The sequence below is a fragment of the Erythrobacter sp. QSSC1-22B genome, from assembly GCF_001678665.1.
GTDB lineage: Bacteria > Pseudomonadota > Alphaproteobacteria > Sphingomonadales > Sphingomonadaceae > Qipengyuania.
Genome location: NZ_LZRP01000008.1, coordinates 121,851 through 139,676, shown reverse-complemented (window position 1 = coordinate 139,676; position 17,826 = coordinate 121,851). Strand labels below are relative to the sequence as shown.

16 protein-coding genes are annotated in these 17,826 nt (G+C 65.3%); 8 read left to right on the top strand and 8 right to left on the bottom strand.

The annotated features are described in order from the left end of the window. The first annotated feature begins 13 nt into the window (after positions 1 to 13). Entirely contained in the window at positions 14 to 2,746 is a 2,733-nt protein-coding gene (locus A9995_RS13525) for a TonB-dependent receptor (protein ID WP_067613885.1), read from the top strand. 81 nt (positions 2,747 to 2,827) lie between these two features. On the opposite strand, the gene A9995_RS13520 is transcribed toward A9995_RS13525, so the two are convergent. After that, on the bottom strand, positions 2,828 to 3,508 hold the full coding sequence (locus A9995_RS13520) for a YggS family pyridoxal phosphate-dependent enzyme (protein WP_067613883.1): 681 nt from the start codon (positions 3,506 to 3,508) through the stop codon (positions 2,828 to 2,830). Here A9995_RS13520 and A9995_RS13515 point away from each other — a divergent pair. The 4 genes from A9995_RS13515 (at position 3,507) to A9995_RS13500 (ending at position 7,249) form a co-directional block, all read left to right on the top strand. After that, positions 3,507 to 4,112, top strand: coding sequence for a thiamine phosphate synthase (locus A9995_RS13515; RefSeq protein WP_067613881.1), 606 nt, complete (start codon positions 3,507 to 3,509; stop codon positions 4,110 to 4,112). The two genes, A9995_RS13520 and A9995_RS13515, sit on opposite strands and share 2 nt — an antisense overlap. A 56-nt stretch (positions 4,113 to 4,168) precedes the next feature. Next, complete coding sequence (locus tag A9995_RS13510; protein ID WP_067613879.1) at positions 4,169 to 6,511, top strand: DNA translocase FtsK 4TM domain-containing protein; 2,343 nt, start codon at positions 4,169 to 4,171, stop codon at positions 6,509 to 6,511. A 103-nt stretch (positions 6,512 to 6,614) separates the two neighbouring features. Next, complete coding sequence (locus tag A9995_RS13505; RefSeq protein ID WP_067613877.1) at positions 6,615 to 6,791, top strand: DUF1328 domain-containing protein; 177 nt, start codon at positions 6,615 to 6,617, stop codon at positions 6,789 to 6,791. Between the two features lie 26 nt (positions 6,792 to 6,817). Beyond that, the gene (locus A9995_RS13500) at positions 6,818 to 7,249 is read left to right on the top strand and encodes a hypothetical protein (protein ID WP_145916957.1); all 432 of its coding nucleotides are present in this window, start codon (positions 6,818 to 6,820) and stop codon (positions 7,247 to 7,249) included. 86 nt (positions 7,250 to 7,335) lie between these two features. Here A9995_RS13500 and A9995_RS13495 read toward each other — a convergent pair whose 3' ends face one another. Continuing rightward, positions 7,336 to 7,887, bottom strand: a complete 552-nt coding sequence (locus A9995_RS13495; RefSeq protein ID WP_067613873.1) for a hypothetical protein — start codon at positions 7,885 to 7,887, stop codon at positions 7,336 to 7,338. Positions 7,888 to 8,213: 326 nt separating this feature from the next. Between A9995_RS13495 and A9995_RS13490 the strand changes: the two genes are divergently transcribed. After that, positions 8,214 to 8,612: a response regulator gene (locus A9995_RS13490; protein ID WP_199797271.1), complete on the top strand. Its 399-nt coding sequence runs from the start codon at positions 8,214 to 8,216 to the stop codon at positions 8,610 to 8,612. A gap of 18 nt (positions 8,613 to 8,630) precedes the next feature. Here the strand turns inward: A9995_RS13490 and A9995_RS13485 are convergent, their stop codons facing one another. The 4 genes from A9995_RS13485 to A9995_RS13470 form a co-directional block, all read right to left on the bottom strand. After that, complete coding sequence (locus tag A9995_RS13485; RefSeq protein WP_082992726.1) at positions 8,631 to 10,244, bottom strand: AbgT family transporter; 1,614 nt, start codon at positions 10,242 to 10,244, stop codon at positions 8,631 to 8,633. A gap of 56 nt (positions 10,245 to 10,300) precedes the next feature. Beyond that, a complete protein-coding gene (locus A9995_RS13480) occupies positions 10,301 to 11,347 on the bottom strand; it encodes a CNNM domain-containing protein (RefSeq protein ID WP_067613871.1) in 1,047 nt (348 codons plus the stop codon). 227 nt (positions 11,348 to 11,574) lie between these two features. Next, positions 11,575 to 12,390, bottom strand: coding sequence for an ion transporter (locus A9995_RS13475; protein WP_199797270.1), 816 nt, complete (start codon positions 12,388 to 12,390; stop codon positions 11,575 to 11,577). Positions 12,391 to 12,455: 65 nt separating this feature from the next. Beyond that, positions 12,456 to 13,268, bottom strand: coding sequence for a universal stress protein (locus A9995_RS13470; RefSeq protein WP_067613869.1), 813 nt, complete (start codon positions 13,266 to 13,268; stop codon positions 12,456 to 12,458). Positions 13,269 to 14,281: 1,013 nt separating this feature from the next. Here A9995_RS13470 and A9995_RS13465 point away from each other — a divergent pair. After that, complete coding sequence (locus A9995_RS13465) at positions 14,282 to 14,707, top strand: fasciclin domain-containing protein (RefSeq protein WP_067613867.1); 426 nt, start codon at positions 14,282 to 14,284, stop codon at positions 14,705 to 14,707. A 164-nt stretch (positions 14,708 to 14,871) separates the two neighbouring features. On the opposite strand, the gene A9995_RS13460 is transcribed toward A9995_RS13465, so the two are convergent. After that, the gene (locus A9995_RS13460; protein WP_067613865.1) at positions 14,872 to 16,092 is read right to left on the bottom strand and encodes a diguanylate cyclase; all 1,221 of its coding nucleotides are present in this window, start codon (positions 16,090 to 16,092) and stop codon (positions 14,872 to 14,874) included. A 212-nt stretch (positions 16,093 to 16,304) separates the two neighbouring features. Here A9995_RS13460 and ald point away from each other — a divergent pair, with 212 nt between their 5' ends. Next, a complete protein-coding gene (ald, locus tag A9995_RS13455; RefSeq protein WP_067613863.1) occupies positions 16,305 to 17,423 on the top strand; it encodes an alanine dehydrogenase in 1,119 nt (372 codons plus the stop codon). Positions 17,424 to 17,426: 3 nt separating this feature from the next. On the opposite strand, the gene A9995_RS13450 is transcribed toward ald, so the two are convergent. After that, entirely contained in the window at positions 17,427 to 17,822 is a 396-nt protein-coding gene (locus tag A9995_RS13450) for a thioesterase family protein (RefSeq protein ID WP_067613861.1), read from the bottom strand. Between the last annotated feature and the right edge of the window lie 4 nt (positions 17,823 to 17,826).

Genomic DNA, 17,826 nt, shown 5'->3' with positions numbered 1-17,826 from the left:
GAGAGAGAAGCCAATGAAAACCCGATTCGCATCACTGCGCGTGCTCGCCATCCTCGGCGCCGGTGCCACGCTTGCCCCGGCTGCCGCGATGGCGCAGGATCAAACCGACAACGATTTGATCGAAAACGCCGATGTGGTGGACCGCAATATCATCATCGTGACCGCGCAGGGGCGTTCGCAGGTCCTTGCCGATGTGCCGGTCGCTGTTTCTGCGGTCTCCGCGGAGACGCTCTCGAATTCCGGCACCACCGACATTCGCGAACTGACCCAGCTCGCGCCCTCGCTGCTGGTCTCTTCCACGGGCAATGAAGCCAATGGTTCGGCGCGTATTCGCGGCATCGGCACGGTCGGTGACAACCCGGGGCTCGAAAGCTCGGTCGCGGTGTTTGTCGACGGCGTCTATCGCTCGCGTTCGGGCAATGCCCTGTCCGAACTCGGCCCGCTCGACCGGGTGGAAATCCTGCGTGGCCCGCAGGGCACGCTGGGCGGGCGCAATGCATCCGCCGGCGTAATCAGCATCTACACCGCGCCGCCCACGTTCGGTTTCGAGGCCTATGGAGCGTTCACTTATGGCAATTACGACGCGATCCGCGTCGAAGCGGGTCTAAACGCGCCGTTAAGCGACACGATCGCCGCGCGCGTCGATGGCGTCTATTTCAAGCGCGACGGCTTCTACAACGATGTGGTGAACGACACCGACATCAACAATCGCGACCGCTATCTGGTCCGCGCGCAGGTGCTGTTCGAGCCGACCGAGGACATCAGCTTCCGCCTGATCGGCGATTACTCGAAGAAGGACGAGGCCTGCTGCGCCGCCACTTTCGTCCAGCCCGATTTTGCCCCGCTAGCGCGCGTCTCGCCCGGTCTCGATCCTTTCGCCCGGCCGGTCGGCAACGCTCCGGCGCTGACCAGCAGAGCCAATCCGATTATCCCGGTCCTGATCGGCCTGGGCCAGAATCCGGCATCGCTCAACCAGAGCACCTTCAACCGCAACATCTACGTCACCCCGGGGCGCAGCTTCGAAGGCGAGACCGAGGATTACGGCGTTTCGGGCGAATTGAGCTGGGATTTCGGCGATATGTCGCTGACCTCGATCACCGGCTATCGCGAATATGACAACTTCCAGGGTTCGGATACCGACTACACGCAGGTCGATATCCTCTATCGCGAAGCCGGACCCAGTGCCGCCGCCCGCAATTTCAAGACCTTCACCCAGGAATTGCGCCTCGCCGGAACGGCTTTCAACGACAAGCTCGACTGGCTGGTCGGCGGCTATTACGCCAATGAAAAGCTCCAGACGCGCGACAATCTGCGGTTCGGTACGCAATATGGCCAGTTCGTAGCCTGCCGCCTCGCAATTGCGCTCCAGCCCACTTTGGGGGCATCGCTGGGCCGCCGAGTGGCCGATCCGAGCCAGGCCAACTGCTTCGATCCGGTGGCGTTCGGTGCCATTCAGAGCGGTGCGGTGTTCGGAGCCGCAACTGCTCGGGTTGTGCCCGCACTGAACAACCTTGCTTCGATAAGCGATGTCGGCGGGACTGGCGACGTCTACAACCAGACGAGCGAAAACTTCGCGGTCTTCACGCACAATATCGTGCATCTGACCGATACGCTCGATCTGACCTTGGGGCTGCGCTATACCAACGAGACCAAGGATTTCGATGCGACCTTCGGCAACGACAATACGGTTTGTCCGACCAACCGCGCGCTGATCGGCCCGATTGCCGGAGCGTCCGCGTTTTTCGCTGGCCTCCTGTCCCTTTCGTGCCAGGGCAATTCGACCGCCGAACTCAACGGCGTGTCGATTTCCGACACCCGCGACGAGGACGAGTTCACCGGCACCGCGATCCTGAGCTGGAAGCCCACCCCCGACCTGCTGACCTATGCATCCTACTCGCGCGGCTACAAGGCGGGAGGCTTCAACCTCGACCGGTCGGCGCTGGGCAATCCGGTGACCTTCAGCGTCGCCGCGATCGATCCTTCCTCGCTCCAGTTCGCCGAGGAAACGGTCACCGCCTACGAAATCGGCGCCAAATACGCGACGCGCGAATTCGGTATCAGCCTCGCCGGGTTCCGGCAGGAGTTCACCAATTTCCAGCTGAACACCTTCAACGGTTCGGTCTTCCTGGTGCAGAACGTCAACGCCTGCAGCGCTTCGCTGGGCGGGGCCGACATGGATGCGAGCGCCGCCACCGGTGCTTGCGCCGTCGACAATGTGGTACCGGGCGTCGTCTCGCAGGGCGTGGAAATGGAGGCCTATCTCCAGCCGATCCAGGATCTCAACTTCTCGCTCGGGCTCACCTATACCGACAGCAGCTACGAGAACGAGCTGATCGGCAACGACACCGGCACGCCGCTCGACCCGGCGCTGCGCCTGCTGCCCGGTGACAATTTGTCCAACGCGCCCGAACTGGTGGCGACCTCGTCGGTCACCTGGACGCCGCCGATCGGCAACAGCGGGATGGAAGGCCTGTTCTTCCTCAACGCGCGCATGACCGGCGACTACAACACCGGTTCGGACCTGCTCTACGGCAAGGAGCAGGATGGCTATGTGATCGTCAACGGCCGCATCGGCCTGACCAACATCGCCAACCGCTTCGCGATCGAGGGCTGGGTGTCGAACCTGTTCGACAAGGATTACACCCAGGTCGCCTTCAACACCCCATTCGTGGCGCCGCAACAGACCTATTCGGCTTTCCTCGCCGAACCGCGGACCTACGGTGTCACGGTGCGCGGCAAGTTCTGACCCGAAGTCTGACAACAACAAATGCAAAGGGGCGCTCTCGGGCGCCCCTTTTTTTGCGGGTTCAGGGCAAGTAAGAGCGGTTCAGGTGCCGCGCGCGCCAAACAGCGCGCTGCCGACGCGGATATGGGTCGCGCCAAGCTGGATGGCTGTCTCGAAATCGCCGCTCATCCCCATGCTCCGGCCCAAGGGCTGTTCCTCGGGGAGCCCGGAATCGCGCGCCAGCTTGTCGAGCAGCGCAAAGAAGGGCGCTGGCTCGATATCCTGCGGCGGCAGGCACATCAGCCCGGCAAGCGGGATATCCGCCCCGCGTGCCTGCGCCAGCAGCGCGGGCAGTTCGCCGATCGGGCAGCCGCCCTTCTGTTCCTCCTCGCCGACATCGACCTGGACGAAGCAGGGCACCCGCCGCCCGGTCTTGTCGAAAGCCTTGGCGAGCGCTTTCACCAGGTTGGGCCGGTCGAGCGAGTGGATGCAATCGAACAGCGCGGCAGCGTCATCCGCCTTGTTCGACTGCAGCTGGCCGATCAGATGCAGCTCGGCATCGGGATAGCGTTCGCGCAGGCCAGGCCATTTGTCCTGCGCTTCGGGCACCCGGTTCTCGCCGAAGACGCGCTGGCCCTGTTCGAGCAGCGGTTCGATCCGCTCGGCGGGATGGGTCTTGCTGACCGCGACCAGGGTGACGTCCTCGGGCTTTCGCCGCGCAATGGCGCAGGCCTTGGCTATGCGAGCGTGGATTTCGGCGAGCGGGGTGCGTGGCGTCTCCATGGCAGCGCGCTATAGCGTGGCTGTGGCCCCTGACCAGACCCCGACCATCCGCGACCTGCGCGACCTGCCCGACCTGTGGCTGCTCTCCGATGCGCGCAACGATGCTGCGCTCGAGCGCAGCCTCGCCGCGCTGCCCGATAGTTCGGGCTTCCTGTTCCGCCATTACCACCTCGCCGAACCCGAGCGCCGCGCGCGGTTCGAAGCGCTGGCTGTCCTTGCCCGCAAGCACGGACACCTTGTCATGCTGTCCGACTCAGCGGCGCGCGCAAGGGAATGGGGCGCGGACGGGGTTTCCGGCCCGGCGGAGCGGATCGCCGGGGCCGGAATGCTCGCCGTCGCCACCGCGCATGACGATGCCGAGATCGCCGCGGCGACAAGCGCCGGGGCGCACGCAATCATGCTCTCCCCCGTCTTCGCCACCCGCTCGCATCCCGGCGGGACGGCGCTGGGGGCAACCCGCTTCCACGCGCTTGCCAGCCGCTCCGCGCTCCCGGTGATCGCGCTGGGCGGGATGGACCCGGCGCGCGCGCGCGAACTCGGCTGGTCCCGCTGGGCCGCCATCGACGGACTTACCGCCGCCTCCCCTCCAGCCCGGAACGCTTGACGCGGGACTCGCCTGCGAGACATAATGCGGTTCAGGCACAGCGAAAAGGGCATCCCATGGCTACGCGAGCGCTCGCGAAATCGGACTGGCGTGCGGTGTTTCGCCGCTCGTTGCGCCGTGCCGTGCAGATGTCGGGCGCCGCGCTGCTGGCGCTGGCGACGCTGTTCCTCGCGCTCGCACTGGCAAGCTATGCGCAAACCGACCCCAGCCCCTCCACCGCCGCGGCGGGCACCGATATCGCCAACTGGATGGGCGCGAGCGGGGCCTGGACCGCCGAACGCGCGCTCTATTTCTTCGGCCTGCCGACCGTGTTGCTGCTGCCGCTGCTCTACATCTCCGCCCGCCGGCTGTGGCGCGATGTCGAAACCGACAGCAGCGGCGGCGAGACCGGCTGGTGGACCCCCTTTGCGCTGCTGCTGCTCGCAATGGTGCTGCTGTCCAGCGTGCTGGCGCTGAGCTTCGACGAGAGCGGCGGCGCGCTGCCTGCGGGCTATGGCGGTCTGTTCGGCCTGCTCGGCGCCGGCGGGATCGAGGCCGTCGCGGGTCGTTTCCCCGAAGGCGGCCAGGGCTGGATCACCGGGGCGCTGGCGCTGCTGAGCCTGGGCGGCGGGATCGCGCTGGTGACCCGCGTTTTCGCGATCGACTGGGCGCAATTCTTCACCCTGCCCGATTTCCTCCGCCGCGCGCCGCGCCTCGTCGATGGCGACAGTTTCCCGCTGCCCAAGCGCAAGTCGCGCCGCGCGCGAGCCGAAGACGCCGCAGACAGCATCGGCGAGAGCATCGCCGAACCCGCGCCGCCGCGCCGCGCGCCCGAGATCCCCGATCCCGCCGCCGCGCCGCGACCGGCTGCCGCCTCCGCCACCCCGGTGCAGCGCGACATGTTTGCGCAATACAGCCTGCCGGGCCTCGAACTGCTTGAGGACATACCCGAAACGAGCGTGCCCAAGCTCGACAAGATGGCGCTCGAGCGCAACGCCCGGCTGCTCGAGAACGTGCTCGACGATTTCAACGTCAAGGGCGAGATCACGGCGGTTCGCGCCGGGCCGGTGGTGACGATGTACGAACTCGAACCCGCGCCGGGCATCAAGGCCAGCCGCGTGGTCGGGCTGGCCGAGGATATCGCGCGCAACATGAGCGCGATCTCGGCGCGCGTGGCGCCGATCCCGGGCAAGACGGTGATCGGCATCGAACTGCCCAATGCCGAGCGCCAGACGATCTCCTTCAAGGAGCTCGCCTCCTCCGCCGATTTCGCTGATGCGCCGGGCAATCTGCCGATGATCCTGGGCAAGAACATCGCGGGCGAACCGATCGTCGCCGATCTCGCCGCGATGCCGCATCTGCTGGTCGCGGGCACCACCGGTTCGGGCAAGTCGGTCGGGCTCAACTGCATCCTGCTGAGCCTGCTCTACCGCTTCACGCCCGCCGAGTGCCGGCTGATCCTGATCGATCCCAAGGTGCTCGAGCTCAAGAGCTACGACGACATCCCGCATCTGCTCAGCCCGGTGGTGACCGAGCCGCACAAATCGGTGCGCGCGCTCAAATGGGCGGTGGGCGAGATGGAGAACCGCTACCGGATGATGTCGAGCGTCAACTCGCGCAGCATCAACGCCTTCAACGAGAAAGTCCGCAGCGCCGCCGCCAAGGGCACCCCGCTGGGTCGCCGCGTCCAGACCGGCTTCGACGCCGAAACCGGCGAGGAGCTCTACGAGGAAGAGCAGCTCGACTATCAGGTGCTGCCGCAGATCGTGCTGATCGTCGACGAGCTCGCCGATCTGATGGTCACCGTCGGCAAGGAGATCGAGGTGTTGATCCAGCGCCTCAGCCAGAAGAGCCGCGCCGCCGGTATCCACCTGATCATGGCGACGCAGCGCCCCTCGGTCGATGTCATCACCGGCGTCATCAAGGCAAACCTGCCCACCCGGATCAGCTTCAAGGTCACCAGCCGGATCGACAGCCGCACTATCCTGGGCGAGCAGGGTTCGGAACAGCTGCTGGGCAAGGGCGACATGCTCTACAAGCCCAACACCGGCGCGATGGTCCGCGTCCACGGGCCCTTCGTCAGCGACGAGGAGGTCGAGCGGGTCGCCGATCACTGGCGCGCGCAGGGCAAGCCTGCCTATGTCGATGCGGTTACCGAGGAAAACGAGGACAGCGGCTTCTCCTTCGAGGACGAACTCACCGCCAGCGACAACCCCGAGGAACGCAAATACCGCCAGGCCTGCCAGATCGTGTTCGAGAACCAGAAGGCCAGCGGCTCGTGGCTGCAGCGCCAGATGGGGGTGGGCTACAACACCGCCGCCAAATGGATCGAGCGCATGGAGGAGGAAGGGCTGGTCGGCCCGTCCAACCACGTCGGCCGCCGCGAGATCTTCCGCGACCGCGACGGCAATCCGATGTGATTGTCGCCGGGTGTCGGGATCGTGTCCCCGGAACGATCGCCTGAACGCCCGGTTATAATATGCGAAGGGGCGCGACGATCTGCGGCCTATCGGAGACAATTTCATGTTCGGTTGGGCAATCACCCTCGGTATCATCGCGCTGGTTGCGGCCATTCTGGGTTTCGGCGGGATCGCCGGCGCGCTGGTCGATATCGCCATCATCGTCTTCGTGATCGCGCTGGTGCTCAGCCTCATCTTCCTGGTGCTGGGCTGGATGGGCGCGAAGAAGGTCCTGAAATAACCGCATGACTTCAAACCGGGTTTTGGATGCGGCGGGCCGCCTCCGCAAGCCCGCCGGCAGCACTTGCGCCGGGCGGAGCCAGCTACAAGGCGGGCTACGTCCGGCGCTGTTGTATCCTCAAATGGTCGGTTCACATTAAGCGGATGACGTTTCGCGCAATTCTTGTCGGTGGTATGGCCGTCTGGCTGACCGCCGCCTGCTCGATCGAGGACCAGGCGACCGACGGGGATTCCGCCGATCCCACCGGAGCCGATCGCACCGGACAAGACGCACGGGTCAAGGATCGCGTGCTTGCAGTGGTGTGCGATCCGGACAGCCGCTCCACTCCCGAGAAGCTGGTGCCGCTGGTGAGCGAGGTTCGCGCCCGCGACGGACGCTCCGACCGCGTCTGGGAGGTCGCCGATGGAGCGGAATGCATTGCCGGCCCGACCAAGGCCGAGCCCGCGTTGACCGATTAGCCACTCGGCACGAACGAAAAGGGCCACCGACTCACGCCGGTGACCCTTTCCAATTCGCGTGAGGCCGGATGGGCCTGAGGCTGGGATCAGCCCTCGGCGGGGGCCTGCGCCATCGCCTGCTGGATCTGCTCCATGGTCGCACGCACGACCAGCGAACCCTGCGGCCCGATCGCCAGCATCGGCTTGGACAGCGTCAGCTCGCCGACATCACCGGCGACCAAGATCGCATCGTCTTCGCGCGACTGGATCGTGCCCAGCGCCTGGCCATCGGCGGTCTGGACCGCAGTGCCGGCCACCAGGGCAGCTTCGAGCTGCGCGTCCATCTGCGCCATCTGCTGGTCGAACTGGGTAACCAGAGCGGTGCGGGTGATGTTCACCGTCGGACCGGCTTCGCCCGCGGCGATCGCGGTGGCGGGGATCGGGATGGTGCGCTCGCCAACCGTGACCAGCGCGACATCGCCCTCGACCCGGGCCACGGTGCCGATCGCGGTGCCGTCGGAACCATAGACCTGCGCCCCGGCGGCAACTTCGGCCGCCGGGGCGGGTACGGTCGCGGCAGGAGCGGCTGCATCCTGAGCCAGAGCGGGGCTGGCCATGCCGAAAACGAGGGCTGCGGCTGTGGCGATCTGATACTTCATGAAAATACTCTCTGTTGCGGTGCAATACTGAAACGATCCCGATTTAACTAGCGATGGTTCCGCGGCGGCCAACCCAGTCCGCGACGGACCGTGGCCTCGCTGCCATGGGCCGCAGATCCAGCACGTGGATGGCAGATCTGGCCAAAAATGGCGGATCCGCGCAACGCGCGGCTGCTGCCAGCCGCAGCCAATCGTCAGGCGCGCCGCTTTGCGCAGAGGCAGACAGATCGCAATCGCCGTGTTAGGGCCTTGCCATCGCAAGCCCATTTTCTGGCTGCTTGCGGCTGAGAGACGTGCAGTGCTCCCGCCCTGGTGGAGGACTGCCTTTGTCCCACGCACTCATTATCGAAGACGAATTCCTGCTCGCGTTCACCGTGGAGGAAGCGCTGCAACAGCTTGGCTATTCCACTTTCGAGATCGCGACCACCAAGGCCGAGGCCATCGCCGCGGCCGAGGCGCGCTGCCCCGACCTGATCGTCGCCGATCACCGCATCCTCGATGGCACCGGCACCGAGGCGGTGCTGACGATCTGTTCCGACAAGGTGATCCCGGTGGTCTTCGTGACCGGCAGCGAACCCGAGGTGCGCGAGCACTTGCCCGATGCCTTCGTGGTCCCCAAGCCGCTGACACTGCCCCAACTCGAGGTGGCGGTGAAGGCCGCCTGCGAACGCCCGTTCACGCTCGCTGGCGATGCCGAGACCGGCACGCCCTCCAGGAACAATTAGACCTGCAGCCGCCGCCGGTCAGCCCGGGGTGTAATAGGTCGGCGAACCCGGACCAACCGGCAGCCCCAGCCCGAACACCCAGAGGAAGAACAGCAGCATCCAGGCGATGGTGAAGAAGATCGAATAGGGCAGCATCATCGCGATCATCGTCCCGATCCCGACATTGCGATCATAGCGCGCGGCCCAGGCCAGGATCAGCCCGAAATAGCTCATCATCGGGGTGATGATGTTGGTGGTTGAATCGCCGATCCGGTAGGCAGTCTGGATCACCTCGGGCGAATAGCCGATCAGCATCAGCATCGGCACGAAGATCGGCGCGGTCATCGCCCATTGCGCCGAAGCCGAGCCCAGCATCAGGTTGATGACCGCACACACCAGAATGAAGCCGACGAACAGCACCGGCCCGGTCAGCCCCATCTCCTGCAGGAAGGTGGCGCCGTTGACCGCGGTGATCGCGCCCAGATTGGACCAGGCGAAGAAGGCCACGAACTGCGCCGCGAAGAAGATGATGACGATATAGAGCCCGAGCGAGGACATCGCCTTGGCCATGCCGTCGATCATGTCGCGATCGTTGCGGATCGTGCCGACCACCTTGCCGTAGGCGTAGCCCACCGCGAGGAAGAAGACGAGAATCCACACCGCGAAGCCGGTGAAGAAGGGCGAGCGCATCCGGTCGCCGGTCTCGCCGTCGCGCAACACGCCCCATTCGGGCAGCAGCGTCAGCGCCATAAGCGCCAGCACCGCGATGACCGCGAGCCCCGCGCGCCGCAGCGCCTTCTTCTCCTGCTGGTCGAGCGCCGATATCTTGGTGTCGAGCAGCTCGGGCTCGGCGCGCGAGGAATCGAACTTCCCCAGCTTGGGCTCGACGATATAGATGCTCACCAGCGCGCCGATGCCGGTGACCAGAAAGGTCGAGGCCGCCATGAAATAATAGCTCGCGGTGGCAGTGACGCCGTAATCGGCATCGATCAGCTGCGCGGCTTCCTCGGTGATCCCGGCGAGCAGAGGGTCGATCGTGCCGATCAGAAGATTCGCCGAATAGCCCCCCGAAACACCCGCGAAGGCCGCCGCCATCCCCGCCAGCGGATGTCGGCCGAGCGAGTGATAGACCGCACCCGCGAGCGGGATCAGGACCACATAGCCGAGCTCGGAAGCGGTGTTGGAGATGACCCCGGCAAAGACGATCGCCAGAGTGACCATCTTGGGCGAAGCACCCAGCACCACGCCGCGAACCGCGGCCGAGAGCACGCCGGATTTTTCCGCGACCCCGATCCCGAGCATCGCGACCAGCACCACGCCGAGCGGCGCGAAGCCGGTGAAATTGGTCACCAGTCCGGTAAAGATGCGGCGGATCCCGTCGGCGTCCATCAGGCTGACCGCGCGGATCATCCCGTCCTCTTCGCGGCCCGTGGCACCGGCGGGGCGCGGATCGACCACCGCCAGATCCATCCAGGCGAACAGTCCCGAGAGCAGCACCATCCCGAACGCCAGGATCGCGAACAGCGTCACCGGATGCGGCAGGAGGTTGCCCAGCCATTCGACGCCGTCGAGGAAGCGGGTGAAGGAATTGCGGCGAGCGGGCCGATCGGCGGGGAGCACGGGCTCCTCAGTCGGCTTGGGAAATTCGGTCACAACCGCGCCCTAGCCGTAGCGGCAGGTGGCGGGCAAGCGCGCAATGCGCGCGCCTGTCAGGTCCGCGTGGCCCCGGTGGCGCGGCGGCGCGACAATTCCCGCGCATATTCCTGCAGGTCGGGAATCTCGTCCATCTCGTCGACAATCTCGAAGCCGAAGATGGTCTCGAGGACATCCTCGAGCGTCACCAGCCCGCGGAAGGTGCCGTATTCGTCGATCACCATCAGGATGTGATCGTGCTGCGAGATCATCCGGTGGAACAGCTTGTCGACCGGCACCTCGTCGAGGACGTTGGGCAATTGGCGGACCAGCGGCTGCAGACTGCCATCACCCTCGGGCCCGTCGAGCAGGCTCGTCAGCGCCTCGTGCTTGATCACGAAACCGCTGATCTTGTCCGAATTCTCGTCGAACACCGGGATGCGGGTGTGCGGGACCTCGCTCATCTTCGCGGCAAAATCGCCCAGCGAAGTGTGCTGCGAGAGGCTGAACACCACGGTGCGCGGGGTCATGACATCGGCGGTCTTGACGGCGTGGAGCTGGAGCAGGTTGCGCAGGAAGCGCACCTCGCTGCTGTCGATCTGTCCCGAGGCCTGGCCCAGATTGGCGATAGCCAGCAGATCGTCGCGGTGGCGCGGCAGCGCGGCGGGTTTGCCCAGCGTGATCACCCGGGTCAGCTGGCGCGAGGCCCACACCAGCGGCCCCAGCGCAGTGATCAGAAGCGGCAGGATCCAGGCGGTGAAGGGAGCGATCTTCTCGGCGTAGCGCGCGCCGATGGTCTTGGGGATGATCTCGGTGAAGATCAGCACCGCCAGCGTCAGCACCGCGGCGAAGATTGCCTCGCTGCCCGAGCCATAGACCTTGGCGTATTGCGCGCCGGCGCCCGCAGCGCCCATGGTGTGCGCGACGGTGTTGAGCGTCAGGATCGCCGCCAGCGGGCGCTCGATATCGTCCTTCAGCTTCTTGAGCCGGTTGGCCCAGCCCGCCCCGCGATCCTGCGCCGAACGCACCGTCGAGGGCGTGATCGTCAGCAGCGAGGCCTCAAGGATCGAGCACAGGAACGACACCACCAGAGCGAGGGCGACGTAGAAGATAAGCAGGGTCATTGCGGTGCGTTTGCCTTGGGCCGGTTGCGTGCGAGTGGATTCTGGCGCCCGTCCTTACACCAAAATCCGGCGCTTGCACGGGGGCAGTTTGGCGAGAGCGGGCTCCGGCTCGGGCTCGGGATCTCTCGCGCGGCGCGAGCACTCGAAATCATTGCCATGAGCGCAGCTCCGACTGCGGTGGCTCGCAATGACAGGCGATCTTGGGGACAGAGGTCCCCGCCCCGCCTTCAGCGCTCCCGCTCCGCCGCCTGGCGCAGCGCGCGCACTTCTTCGCCCAGCGCGCGCAGTTCGTGGAGGATTTCCTCGCGCTCGCCGTGCGCTTCCTCGTCGGTCGCTTCGGACATGGCGTTGACGATCACACCGATGAACAGATTCAACACGATGAAGCTGGTCAGCAGGATGAAGGGCACGAAGAACGCCCAGGCGTAGGGGAACTCCTCCATCACCGGGCGCACGATCCCCATCGACCAGCTTTCCAGCGTCATGATCTGGAACAGTGAATAGAGCGTGGCGCCAAAGCTGCCGAACCATTCGGGGAAGGCGGCGCCGAACAGGTTCGTCGCCATCACCGCGCTGATGTACAGCAGCAGTGCCAGCATCACGACCACCGTCCCGATGCTGGGGATCGCCTTGAACAGTCCGACGATCACGCGGCGCATGCTGGGCACCACCGAGACCAGCCGCAGCGCCCGCAGCACGCGCAGCGCGCGCAGCACCGAGAACTGCGCCGAGGCGGGCACCAGCGCAACGCCGACGACCACGAAATCGAAGACATTCCAGCCGTTGCGAAAGAATTGCAGCCGATAGACGAACAGTTTGAGCGCCAGCTCGACCACGAAGATCGCGATCGCCGCGCGGTCGAGGATGGTGATCACCCCGCCAAGCCGCGCCATGACCCCGGGCGAGGTTTCCAGCCCCAGGCCGATGGCGTTGATCACGATCACGGCGACGATTGCATGCTCGAACCGCCGCGATTCGACGAGCGTGCGCAGGCGGTCGCGCAGATTCGGTGCGGGCCGGGTCTCGGGCTGGGTGCTATTCATTGCGGCGGGCATATAGGCCATCGCCGCCGGGAAAACAGGGATGTCGGCCTGTCAGCGGTGCGCGATCAGTGGCAGGCGAAGATCGGCACCGGCGGGTCGGCGAAGATTTCGCGCGTGACCCCGCCCCAGATCGTCTCCGCCAGCCGCGAGCGGCCATAGGCGCCCATCACCAGATAGGCGGCATCCCGCTCCACCGCGGCGGCCATCAGCCCCTTGGCAATCGATTTCGCACGGAACGGCAGGTCGACGAGTTCGCAGGCGATCCCGTGGCGCGAGAGATATTTCGCGCCCTGCACCGGCGGGAGGTCGAAGCGACCGGTTTCCTCCTCGCCCACCACGGTGACGAGGCTGACCGAGCTGGCCCGCGCCAGCAGCGGCACCGCGCTGCGCAGCGCGCGCGAGGCCTCGGGCGAGCCATCCCAGGCGACCACCGCCGCCCCGCTGCAATCGAAGCTCGCGATGCCGGGGGGAACGACCAGCACCGGGGATTGCGAGCGCAGCACGACCTCGCCGACCAGCTTGGAGGGGGCATCGTTCGCAAGCGGATCGCAGCGGCCCAGTACGACCAGGTCGCTGAGCCCGCTGCGCCGCAGCAAATCCTGCGAGGCGAAGCCGTCGCTCTGCACCCAGTCCCAGGCGACATCTTCCTTCTCGAGCCGCGCCGCGATCCTCTTGTGGATCGCTGCGGCCTGTTCGCGCGTCGCCTCGATGATCTGCGCCGCCATCAGCCCGTAGAAATCCACGACCGCGCCCATCTCCCACTGGATCGATTTGCTGCAGGTGAGATGGCCGTCGAACGCGCGCGTCAGGTCGAGCGCGGCTTGCAGCCGCGATTCCAGACAATCGTCGTCTTCGATGTGAAGCAATATCGAGCGCATGGCCCATTCCCTCCCTCGCAGGTTGCGTCGGGGAGATCGCCCCCAGAGCGCGCCTTGGATATGCGCCCCGCTGCCCCACCTGTCCAGCGACACCATCGCCAGCCGCAAACCCTCTTGGAGGCATTGGATCCACCGCCTCGACCGCCACGCCCGGCGAGCACCCGCTTGGAAGACCCGACCGCTTCCGGGCCTAGCTGCGCCGGGTACGGATGGCGGGTTTTGGGGTGGGAAGCTGACGTTCCGCGAAGAGTCCTTGGCTATTCGCTTGGACCTAGCGGCTCAAGTCCGACCCCGAACCAAATTCCCGCTTGGGATGCTCTTTCCATGACGCAGTTGGTTGCTGGACTGTTCTCCCTCACCAAAGGTATCCGAGTCCGGTCGGAGGCATCCTGTGCTATGCGGGAAATCATCTCAAAGGAGTGCGCACCGCAGTCGCGAGCAATCTTACCACCTTGCCAAACAGCCGATTCCTCCCCGTCGTGCATGGATTGGTGTTGTTCCGCGACGACTAGAAACCAGCCTAGCTCCGGCGCAGGATCAAGGTCCGCAATTTGAGCGATAGCAGCGACACCCGATGCACATGCCGCTCCGGCAGCGAACCATATCAATCTCGATCTCAAGCGCTTCATTCAGACGATGCACCAGATTATTCGAATGACCGCAACTGGGTCGAAGCCTGAAATTCGGCTTTGACCAAAAATTGCTGCTGAAGCTGCATGACCGGTCCCGGGGTCGTCGATGACCACCGGGGACGGCTTGAGCCGGGTGGCCAGCTGCCATCCCGGCGGATGGGGTACGGGCTTTAGCCGGTATTGCTGACAGGCCTTGCCTGCACTAATTCCATGTCTCCATCCAACCCGATGGTGGGCCGGCTCCTTAAGCGACCCGGGAGCTGGCCCAATTACCCTTCAAATTGGTCGCTTTCTAACCGCCTAGGTTAGGCGACCTGTATTTCAAGATACAGGTTTTTCTTACGTATATTATCAATACACCCCCAAAGATTGGAATTTACTATGTCATCTGCACTTCACGATATCGTGGATACTGCTGTTGCAGCTGGAACGTTCGAAACCCTCGTTGCCGCTGTCACTGCCGCCGATCTTGGCGCAACCTTGAAGAGCGAAGGTCCGTTTACCGTGTTTGCCCCGACCGACGATGCGTTCGCCAAATTGCCGGCCGGAACCGTCGAAGAGCTCGTCAAGCCTGAGAACAAGGCCAAGCTTGCGGCAATTCTGACCTATCACGTGATGTCCGGCAAAGTGATGGCCGCCGATGTCGTCGGGCAGAAGCTCGAGCCTGCTACCGTCAACGGCGCGGCGCTGCACGTCGATGGTACCGATGGCGTGACCGTGAATGGCGCCAACGTGGTAACCGCGGATATCGAATGCACCAACGGCGTGATCCACGTCATCGATACCGTGCTGATCCCGGAAGGCTAAAGCCCTTCGGCAACCTCTGATCATGCCCGGTGTTTGCACCGGGCATGATTTCTGGCTCTCGCCACCTTCAGAATTCCGCCAGCCGCTGCAGCTCGGCGACAGGCGCGGTGAAGGCGGTCCTGCCCTCGCGCGTCAGCCGCCCCCTGGCGCGCCGGATTCCTCCGTCAGCACGATGATTCCTCCGTCAGCACGATGACGCGATTCCGCCCCGCATCCTTGGCCGCGTAGAGTGCCCGGTCGGCGTCGGTGACGAACCGCTCGCGGCTCGTCGCCCGCGGGCTGCCGATCCGCACCCCGACGCTGACGCTGATCGACGCCGACGGGCGCTTGTCGTCGGCGGGGTCGACGTGTCCGCTGTCCTCGACGATCACCAGCTGACCGATCTGCGTCCGGATGCGGTTTGCGATGCGCTCGGCCTCCCCGCTCGCCTCGCCGACCAGCGCCGCGATGAACTCCTCGCCGCCGTAGCGCCCGGCAAACCCGGCGTGGCTGTCGAGCTCGCTGTTCAACAGGCGGCCGACCTCGATCAAGCAGCGGTCCCCGGCCTGGTGGCCGTGGCTGTCGTTGAAACGCTTGAAATTGTCGAGATCCAGCAGCATCACCGCGAGCACGTCGTCGGCCTCACGGGCCGCCTCGAAAGCCGCCGCGAACCGCTGTTCGAAACCGCGTCGGTTGAGGACCCCGGTCAGCGCGTCAACGCTGCTCAGTGTCTCGAGCCGACGGTTGATCGCCAGCAGGTCATCCTGCGCGTTGCGGCTCTTGAGCGTAAGGACGAAATTGCTGTCCTTGAGCCGGTCGCTGCGCAATTTGATCGCGATCGGAACTGTGCAGCACAACAGCGCGAAGACGAGCAGATCGGTTTTGCCCACCTCGATCCCCGACATGGCTAGGACCGGGATCGCGATCGCGGCATAGCCTGAAGCGGCGAGCAACAGCGTGGCGCCGAGGCGGAGCGGCAGGAGCACGATGCAAAAGGCGATCAGCATCGCGCTGGCCATCACATAGCGGTCGGCGAAAATCCCCTGCACCGACATGCCCAGATAGCTCGAAACGCCGACAAAGAACGTGATCGGAGCGACCGTCGCGAGCGTGCGCGTCAGCCCGTCACCGCGCCGGAGCAGCGCCATTGCGACCAGATAGGCGGGCACGACCAGACCCAGCCGCAGCGACAGACCGAGACCGAGAATACCAGCATGGGCATCGAACCACAGACAGGCAATGCAGGTCGCCAGGCCAATCGCATGCAAGAACCGCAGTTCGCGGTTGATCCTGGCCGAAGACAATTTGCGCCACCGGGCCTTAAGTTCGGGCGCCCAGTTGCGAAACGGCGCGGTCTCGTCGAGCCCATCGACTGCGCGTGTTTCGAGAAAGGCCTGACGGTACATGGTGACATTGTAGAATGAATATTGAAAATAGTCTCCTGCGCGGCGCCTGGAGGGCCCGGGGCTGAAAGGCTGGAGGCGACAACGACCTTGCGTAAAACGCTTTTCCCACACCCGGCTGCGCATGCCACACCACCGCCATAACTCGCCCCTCGCAGCTTGTGCCGCACTGGTTGCAGTTGTAACGCGGGCGCGCTTCCCAAGGAGACTTCACCATGCGCGTCGGCTGCCCCACCGAAATCAAGAACCACGAATACCGCGTCGGCCTGACACCCGAAAGCGCCCGCGAGCTGGTGCTTCAGGGCAATGAAGTCTGGATCCAGAGCGGCGCCGGGCTGGGGATCGGCGCGACCGATCTCGAATACGAAGCCGCCGGAGCGCATATCACCGATGGGCCCGACCCGATCTTCGCCGAATGCGAGATGGTGGTGAAGGTCAAGGAACCCCAGGCCGAGGAACGCGCCAAGCTGCGCAAAGGGCAGATCCTCTACACCTATCTCCACCTCGCTCCCGATTCCGCGCAGACCGCAGACCTGGTCAAGTCGGGCGTCACCGCGATCGCCTACGAGACCGTGACGGGGCGCAATGATTCGCTCCCGTTGCTCAAGCCGATGAGCCAGGTGGCGGGCCGGATGAGCGTTCAGGCCGGCGCCTCGGCGCTCGAAAAGGCGCATGGCGGCCGCGGCGTTTTGCTGGGCGGCGTCCCTGGCGTGATGCCCGGCAAGGTCATCGTGATCGGCGGCGGCGTGGTCGGCTTCAATGCCGCGCAAATGGCGGTCGGCCTCGGCGCCGATGTCACCATTTTCGACCGCGACCCCGAGGTGCTCGAGAAGGTCGGCACCCATTTCGAAGCGCGCGCCTCGACCCGCTTTTCCAACAAGGCCAATCTCGACGAGGCGGTCTGCGAGGCCGATCTGGTAATCGGCGCGGTGCTGATCCCCGGCGCCTCGGCGCCCAAGCTGGTCAGCCGCGAGATGCTCAAATGCATGAAGCCGGGCTCGGTGCTGGTCGATGTCGCGATCGACCAGGGTGGCTGCTTCGAAACCAGCCGGGCGACCACCCATGCCGATCCGACCTATGTGGTCGACGAGGTGGTGCACTACTGCGTCGCCAACATGCCCGGCGCGGTGGCGCGGACCAGCACCTATGCGCTCAACAACGTCACCCTGCCGCACGCGCTGCGGATCGCGCGGCTCGGCTGGAAGGAAGCTATGCGCCGCGATCCCTATCTGGCCGAAGGTCTCAACGTCCATGCCGGGTCGGTGACCTACGAGGCGGTCGCGAAGGAACTGGGCTACGACTACCGCCCGGTCGCGGACGTGCTGGCAGAGTAGCGATCAGGCGCGGAACGGCGCGAGCAGTTCGGGCCTGACCCGCAGCGGCCGCCCGGTCACGCGGTCGAGCATCGCCCAGGTGGTCGCGGCGGACACCACCAGCCGCCCCGCGGCATTGTGGAAATCGACCCGGCGCAGCGATTTGGCACCTCGGGCGTCGCCCTCGATCCAGGTGGTGGCAGTCGCGCTTTCGCCCTCGGCGATATTGCCGCGATAGTCGATCTCGTGCCGCACCACGAGCCAGACCACCGCCGCGCGGTCCTCGGCCCGGGCGACCGCATCCCAATGCGCGGTCGCCATGTCCTGAATCCACTGGACCCACACCGCATTGTTGACGTGGCCCATCACGTCGATGTGCTGGGGCGCCGCGGTGAAGGTCTTTTCGAAGCGTTCGGCCAACGGG

Bases quoted from the DNA above. Each gene is read 5' to 3' on its own strand.
- A9995_RS13525 (WP_067613885.1), top strand. From the start codon at position 14: ATGAAAACCCGATTCGCATCACTGCGCGTGCTCGCCATCCTCGGCGCC.
- A9995_RS13515 (WP_067613881.1), top strand. From the start codon at position 3,507: ATGGCAGCGCGCTATAGCGTGGCTGTGGCCCCTGACCAGACCCCGACC.
- A9995_RS13520 (WP_067613883.1), bottom strand. From the start codon at position 3,508: ATGGAGACGCCACGCACCCCGCTCGCCGAAATCCACGCTCGCATAGCC.
- A9995_RS13510 (WP_067613879.1), top strand. From the start codon at position 4,169: ATGGCTACGCGAGCGCTCGCGAAATCGGACTGGCGTGCGGTGTTTCGC.
- A9995_RS13505 (WP_067613877.1), top strand. From the start codon at position 6,615: ATGTTCGGTTGGGCAATCACCCTCGGTATCATCGCGCTGGTTGCGGCC.
- A9995_RS13500 (WP_145916957.1), top strand. From the start codon at position 6,818: ATGCGGCGGGCCGCCTCCGCAAGCCCGCCGGCAGCACTTGCGCCGGGC.
- A9995_RS13495 (WP_067613873.1), bottom strand. From the start codon at position 7,887: ATGAAGTATCAGATCGCCACAGCCGCAGCCCTCGTTTTCGGCATGGCC.
- A9995_RS13480 (WP_067613871.1), bottom strand. From the start codon at position 11,347: ATGACCCTGCTTATCTTCTACGTCGCCCTCGCTCTGGTGGTGTCGTTC.
- A9995_RS13475 (WP_199797270.1), bottom strand. From the start codon at position 12,390: ATGAATAGCACCCAGCCCGAGACCCGGCCCGCACCGAATCTGCGCGAC.
- A9995_RS13470 (WP_067613869.1), bottom strand. From the start codon at position 13,268: ATGCGCTCGATATTGCTTCACATCGAAGACGACGATTGTCTGGAATCG.
- A9995_RS13465 (WP_067613867.1), top strand. From the start codon at position 14,282: ATGTCATCTGCACTTCACGATATCGTGGATACTGCTGTTGCAGCTGGA.
- A9995_RS13460 (WP_067613865.1), bottom strand. From the start codon at position 16,092: ATGTACCGTCAGGCCTTTCTCGAAACACGCGCAGTCGATGGGCTCGAC.
- ald (WP_067613863.1), top strand. From the start codon at position 16,305: ATGCGCGTCGGCTGCCCCACCGAAATCAAGAACCACGAATACCGCGTC.